Annotated in this window: 1 pseudogene; it reads right to left on the bottom strand. The window is 67.9% G+C overall.

Annotated features, from left to right (window positions below):
• Nucleotides 1–253, bottom strand: a pseudogene (locus CCN33_RS29630) (MFS transporter); the annotation flags it as partial.
• Nucleotides 254–1176: the final 923 nt, after the last annotated feature.

Consider the following 1176-nt stretch of genomic DNA (forward strand, 5'->3'; position numbering starts at 1 on the left):
GCCGGCTGCGGGACAGGCGGTCCGCGAACAAGCCGCCCGCCAGCAGAAACACGATCGTGGGGACCGTGTTCGTGGCAAGCACCACGCCGAGAGAGCCCGCTCCACCGCCTTGCTCGATGACAGCGTAGGCCAGGGCGAGAGGGGCCATCGCGGACCCCGTGGCCGAGATGAGGTTGGCCGACACGAACCGCCGGAAACTCGCGATCTTCAACAGCGTGCTGATCGGTTTCGGTGGCTCGTCGGCGGTTTTCATGATCTCCTCAGGGCTCGGCGCAGCGAGCACCCTAGTGCAGAAACTCGGAGCGCCTGACCTCAGTGATCAGAGTTGGCCGACACCCCCGCCTGACGTCAGCGGGTGGTCACGGCGCTCGTCGAGGTTGCACGGATGGATTCGCAGGCCTGGCCCGACGTCCCCGATCCGGGCTCGGTGGAGGAGATCCGAGTGGCGTTCGGCCGACGGTGCTGGATGCGGTTCGCCCAGTGCGGGTCCGCGTGGGCTGTGGTCCAGCGGGTCACGGTGGGCGCGGCGAAGCGCCTCCGTCCCGCGCGGTCAGGACTCCGGATGTGCGGCCGCTCTCAGTGTCCAGCCGCTACCCGTGCACGCGTCGGGAAGGGGCGGAAACCGGTGGCCTTTCACGTCGGTGCTGTACGCGTGGTGCTGCGCACAGTCGCACTCGTAGATCCCCGACTCGGGGACGATCTCCCCGGGGTGATGGGCCTTGGGAGTGTCGCTGGTCATACATCCGGTCTAAGCGCCAGCGGCGGCTTTTGCGAATCGGGGACGCCGAACAAGAGCTCTCTTGTGGACGCCTCCGCCCATGCGGTCCGGGGCGAGAACGACCGCTCTACTGAGTCGCGCGAAATGCCATAAAGTGGAAGAAGTCCTCACCCCGTGCGTCCTGTCAGCGTGAGCCGTATCTGTCCTCCTGGCACGTGTCAGCCGCACGGCATCAACAGGCGCAAGGGTAAAGAGTGCGGCCAACGGTGCCCGTCTCCCGAGGCTCTCGGCGTCCTCGTGGTCGAACGCCCGCGCATGGCGCTCCGCATCCTCGGCGCTCACATACCGCTTGCTGCCGTGCTCCCCGCGGCCGCGCTCACAGCGCCAGCGCATGGTGGCGCCCTCGCTCAGGACCCGGAACCGGTGTCCGGCACGTCGCCGGCGCAGTACAAGCAGGG

The sequence above is a fragment of the Streptomyces recifensis genome (assembly GCF_002154615.1).
GTDB classification, from domain to species: domain Bacteria; phylum Actinomycetota; class Actinomycetes; order Streptomycetales; family Streptomycetaceae; genus Streptomyces; species Streptomyces griseoluteus.